The organism is Verrucosispora sp. SN26_14.1 (assembly GCF_004307965.1).
Lineage (GTDB): Bacteria > Actinomycetota > Actinomycetes > Mycobacteriales > Micromonosporaceae > Micromonospora.
In genome coordinates, this window is the sequence record NZ_SISL01000411.1 from 1 (window position 1) to 5,205 (window position 5,205).

Annotated in this window: 3 protein-coding genes and 3 pseudogenes; all 6 read right to left on the minus strand. The window is 72.4% G+C overall.

The genetic code is table 11. The annotated features are described in order from the left end of the window. A pseudogene (locus tag EYA84_RS25665) lies at positions 1 to 429 on the minus strand (hypothetical protein); the annotation flags it as partial. Positions 430 to 530: 101 nt separating this feature from the next. Then, positions 531 to 1,782 (minus strand): annotated as a pseudogene (moeZ, locus tag EYA84_RS25670) (adenylyltransferase/sulfurtransferase MoeZ). A 63-nt stretch (positions 1,783 to 1,845) separates the two neighbouring features. Further along, entirely contained in the window at positions 1,846 to 2,670 is an 825-nt protein-coding gene (locus EYA84_RS25675; RefSeq protein WP_131056133.1) for a DUF3152 domain-containing protein, read from the minus strand. A 60-nt stretch (positions 2,671 to 2,730) separates the two neighbouring features. Continuing rightward, entirely contained in the window at positions 2,731 to 3,546 is an 816-nt protein-coding gene (locus EYA84_RS25680; protein ID WP_131056135.1) for a DUF3152 domain-containing protein, read from the minus strand. Between the two features lie 96 nt (positions 3,547 to 3,642). Continuing rightward, positions 3,643 to 4,605 carry an alpha/beta fold hydrolase gene (locus tag EYA84_RS25685; RefSeq protein ID WP_131056137.1) on the minus strand — a complete coding sequence of 321 codons (963 nt, stop codon included), beginning with the start codon at positions 4,603 to 4,605 and terminating at the stop codon, positions 3,643 to 3,645. A 23-nt stretch (positions 4,606 to 4,628) separates the two neighbouring features. Then, positions 4,629 to 5,168 (minus strand): annotated as a pseudogene (locus EYA84_RS25690) (hypothetical protein); the annotation flags it as partial. Between the last annotated feature and the right edge of the window lie 37 nt (positions 5,169 to 5,205).

Genomic DNA, 5,205 nt, shown 5'->3' on the forward strand with positions numbered 1-5,205 from the left:
AGATGTGTATAAGAGCCGCGCCTCCGGGCTGCCCGGCCGGGCCCACTCCGGGGCGGTCTCGGCCAGCGCCGGATCCTCCTCCCAGCAGCCGTCGCGCTGTTGGGAGGCGGCGAGCCAGTCGAGTGCGCGACGCGCGGCCGGGCGACCCAGCGCCCCGAGGTCGTCCAGTTCGGCGAGACGGAAGCAGGTCGCGTCGACCGAGGCGACCGGGTCGCCCCAGGAGGCGGGCCAGCCGCCGCCCGAGGTCTGGCCGACCTCGGCACTGTCCAGCGTCTCCGGTTGCGGCGGCGTGCCGGTGCGCAGCCAGGAGAGACGGGCACGTTCGACCGTGTCCCCGTGAGCCACCACGAATCCGATCGCGGCGTCGATATCGACCACGGCGGTCACGCTACCGGCGGGAACATGATCCCGCCTCGGTACAACGGGCAGGTGGGACCGGCCGTCGGCCGGGTGGCGCGCGGGCCGTCGGCCGGATGTTAGGAGGGGTCCCCTGCTATACCTGAGGCGTTAGCAGGGGACCCCTCCTTACATCAGTACGCGGGCAGGGAGGGATCGATCTGCTTGATCCAGGAGAGCACGCCGCCCTGGACGTGCACAGCGTCCCGGAAGCCGGCCGCCTTGAGCGCGGCGAGCGCCTCGGCGGAGCGGACACCGGACTTGCAGTGCAGCACGATCTGCCGGTCCTGCGGGAGCTTGGCGAGCGCCTCGCCGGAGAGGATCTCCCCCTTGGGGATCAGCGTCGCGCCGGGGATGCGGACGATCTCGTACTCGGCCGGCTCCCGCACGTCGACCAGGAAGATGTCCTTGCCGGCGTCCTGCCACTCCTTGAGCTCGGCGGCGGTGATGGTCGCGTCGACGACCGCCTCCTGGGCCTCCTCGGAGACCGCGCCGCAGAAGTCCTCGTAGTCCTCCATCAGGTCGGTCAGGGTGGCGTTCTCGCCGCAGAGCACGCAGTTCGGGTCCTTGCGAACCTTGATCTTGCGGTAGCTCATCTCCAGGGCGTCGTAGACCATCAGCCGGCCGACCAGCGGCTCACCGATGCCGGCGAGCAGCTTGATCGCCTCGTTGACCTGGATCGAGCCGATCGAGGCGCAGAGCACACCGAGCACGCCGCCCTCGGCGCAGGAGGGGACCATGCCGGGCGGCGGGGGCTCCGGGTAGAGGCAGCGGTAGCAGGGGCCGTGCTCGGCCCAGAACACCGACGCCTGGCCGTCGAACCGGTAGATCGACCCCCAGACGTACGGCTTGCCGAGCAGCACCGCCGCGTCGTTGACCATGTACCGGGTGGCGAAGTTGTCCGTCCCGTCCACGATCAGGTCGTACTGGGAGAAGATGTCCCGGACGTTGTCCCGGTCCAGCGCGGTGTTGTGGATCTCGACGTTGACCAGCGGGTTGATCTCGCGGATGCTCGCCGCGGCGGACTCGGCCTTGGATCGGCCGATGTCGGAGACCCCGTGGATGATCTGCCGCTGCAGGTTGGACTCGTCGACGGTGTCGAAGTCGATGATGCCGAGCGTGCCAACACCGGCGGCAGCCAGGTACATCAGCGCGGGCGAGCCGAGACCACCGGCGCCCACACAGAGCACCCGGGCGTTCTTCAGCCGCTTCTGCCCGGTGACTCCCACGTCGGGGATGATCAGGTGACGGGAGTAGCGGCGGATCTCGTCTACGGTCAGCTCGGCGGCAGGCTCGACGAGCGGGGGCAACGACACGGTGGACTCCCCGGGATCGATGTGGCGGTCAACCGAGCCATTGTTGCTCGCCGGCCCACCCGCCGACCATGAGCAGCGACACGTCGCCCGGCATGCGGGAGCGGGAATATCCCGGATCGGGTGACGGCCGGGGTCAGGTGGCCGGGTCGCCGACGTACCGCAGGCCGTCCAGGTACGGCCAGGCGTACGCCAGGCAGCCGTCCAGGCCGTACGTCTGCTGCTGCATCACCGGCGCCGGTCGGCCCGCGCCGGGGCACGTCTGGTGCCCCTCCCCGAACTCGTGGCCCACCTCGTGGTTGATCACGTAGGCCCGGTACACCGCCAGCGGCGCACCGTAGCCGGGTACCGCCTCCGCCCAGCGCGCCAGGTTGATGATCACCTTCCCGGGCAGCCGGCACGAGGTGTAGCCCTCGGTGCTCAGACCGCCGGTCGCGCACATCGCCTCGGAGGTGGCCGGCGTGGCCAGATAGAGAGTGAAGTCGGCGTACTCCGGGTCGTCGATCCGGCGGACCCGCAGGTCCCCCGAGCCGATCCAGCTCCGCGGATCACCGAGCACCGCGTCGACCTCGGCGGCGAAGGCGTCCGGGTCCTGCCCGGTGCCCTGCTCGACGGCCACCCGGTAGTGCACGACCCGGCCGTCCAGGCCGCGCACCGGGGACGCACCGCCGGCCACCGCGAAGCTGCCCGCGCCGACCATCGGGTACGCCGGTCCCGATGGCGCGGTCGCCGTGTCGTCGTACGCCCGACCGGCCGGTGCCGCGCCGGTCGATCGTTCCTCTGCCGGTGCGATGCGCAGCACGAGGGTGACCGTCAGCACCAGCGCCACCGAGAGGGTCACGACCAGCCGGCGTCGACGCCGACGGACCGCCGGACGCTGCCCCGGCGGCGGATCCTCCGGCCGGGACTCCGGCGGATCGTCCGGCAGCCCGGGGCTGCCGTTGAGGGGCGAGGACGGCATATGCCCATCGTCGCACTCTAATCGGGCATATCAGAGCATTACCGCACGGTCAGTCCGCCCCTACAGCGGCGGGCCGGCGTACCGCTTCCCGTCCAGGTACGGCCACGGGTTGGCCACGCACCCCTTGAGGAAGATGGTCTGCTGCATCATCACCGGGGCCGGCTCACCCCGCCCCGGACAGCGCTCGTGCCGGTGGCCCAGCTCGTGCCCGACCTCGTGGTTGACCACGTACGTGCGGTAGACCGACAGCGGCACCTCGGCCTCGACGTAGTGCGGCACCGACTGCCGCCACCGGTCCAGGTTGATGATCACTTTCCCGGGGGCCCGGCACGAGGTGTACGGGCGGCCACCGATCCGGATGTCGACCCCACCGGCCGCACACATCCGTCCCGCCGTGGTGGCGGTGGCCAGATAGACGGTGAAGTCGTACCGGGACGCGGTCTCCACCTGCCGCAACCGCAGCTTCCCGCTGTCCACCCAGCTTCCCGGCCCGGCCAGCGCCGTGTGGACCGCCAGGGCGAACTCGCCCGTGTCCACGCCCGCGCCGGACTCGACCGCCACCCGGTACCGCCGCACGTCGCCGGCCGTACCCAGCACCGGACCGGTCCGCTCGTCGTAGTCGAAGCGACCCGGCCCGGACGACGGGACCGGCCCGGACTCCCGCAGCACCGGCTCGGGCGACGGGACCACCGCCGACGGCGACGGTGACACGGGCGACGGCGAGACCGAGGGCGGCACCGGCGGTGGGGACGCCACCGCCGGTGCCTCGTCGGCGGAACCGACCGGGGTCCGGGTCACACCGGTCACCAGCGCCGCCCCCGCCCCGAGCGCCACCACCAGCACGGCCAGCCGGCGCACCACGGCACGCCGCGACATGGTGGCCGTGGCCGGTCCCGGTGACCGGGTGTGCCGACCGACGGAGCCAGACCGCCCACGACCACCAGGACTACGCATTCGGGTCATCCTGCCAGGTCAGCTCTCCCGGGCGCACTCCGCCGACTCGGTCAGAAGCCCGACCACGGCTCGCGCCACCAGGCGCGGCACCTCCAACTGCGCGACGTGCCCGACGCCGTCGAGCATCAGCAGCCGACTGTCCGGGATGACCCGAGCGGTCTGCGGTGCCACGCGGACGTCGACCAGGCGGTCCTGCCGACCGCCCACCACCAGCGTGCGGGCCCGCACCGCCCCGGCCATCCGCCACAGCGACCCCGACCCCGGCAGGTACGACCGTAGGAAGCTGGAGACGATCCCCCGGAACGTCCGGACGTACGCGGCGGCGTAGTGGCTTTCCTCGTACCGCACCCGGATCTCCTCCACCGCCTCCTGCCGGCGCTGTTCGGAGATCCGGCTGATGTCGGCCACGCACGCCTCCATCGACTGCTGCGCCATCACCTCCGGCGCGAGTTGGGCCAGCCGCCAGGCGGCCAGTTGCTCGGCGCGGGGTATCGCCAACAGTGGCAGCATCCGGCCCTGCAACGACCGCCGGAAGTCGAGGAACGGCAGGGCCGGCGACACCAGGGTCAGCGTCCGCACCAGATCCGGCCGCAGCGCGGCCACGCGGACCGAGACCGCCCCGCCCAGCGAGTTGCCGAACAGGTGCACCGGGCCCCGGTCGGAGTGCTCGATCCAGCGGATCACCCGGTCCGCGAAGGACGGCAGCGTGTAACGCAGGCCCGGCTCACTGCGCCCGAACCCCGGCAGGTCGATCGCCTGACCGTCGAGGCGGTCGGCGAGCAGGCCGGCCAGGTCCGTCCAGTTCTGCGAGGACCCGCCCAGGCCGTGCACGTACAGCGCCGGCTCCGCGTCCGGGCCGGTGGCCGGCGTCTCCCGGACATAGGTCACCGTGCCGTCCAGGCGTACCTGCCGGCCCGGCCAGGGCGGCGGCATCGAGGGGGCGGGCAACAACCGATCGGGCCAGAGGGTGGCAGGCTTCACCACTCCAGTCTGCCCCGAACGGGTCAGGCCAGCAGAGCCTCCAGCCGCCGGTTGACCGCGGCCAGGCTGGCGCGGACCACCGCCTGCCGGGGGTCGCCGGCCACCAGCGCCGACCCGGCCAACTGCTCGACCCATCCGTCGCAGACCAACAGCACCACGACGGTGGCCACCTCGCAGTTGCCGAACGGCACCACGGCGGCGTGCTCCACGAAACAGCGTCCCCGCTCGGCGGTGGGGTCGGCGCCGCGCAGCAGCTCGTCGATGGCGGCCGCGGCGGCCACCGCGCAGAGCCGCAGCACGTACCCGTCGACGGCCGGGCCGGTGGCGTACCCGGCGGCACTCTGGTCCCCGGCGAGCAGGCGCACCTCGACGGTCGCGTCGAGACCGAACGTGCTGACCTGGACGTGGTCGAGCACCACCCGGGGACCGGGCACCCCGCCGGTGTCCAACGGCCGGGACGGCGCGGACTCGGTCGTGGTGAGCTGCCCACCCGAGTAGGAGGAGCCGAGTGTCGCCGGGCTGCCGGTCGGGCCGGGTTCCTCGACGACGGCCCGTCCCCGGGGCGGGGCGGGCGTCGGGCGCTGTCTCTTTTAAACATCT

Coding starts and splice junctions, on each gene's coding strand:
- EYA84_RS25675 (WP_131056133.1), bottom strand. CDS start 2,670: ATGCCGTCCTCGCCCCTCAACGGCAGCCCCGGGCTGCCGGACGATCCG.
- EYA84_RS25680 (WP_131056135.1), bottom strand. CDS start 3,546: ATGTCGCGGCGTGCCGTGGTGCGCCGGCTGGCCGTGCTGGTGGTGGCG.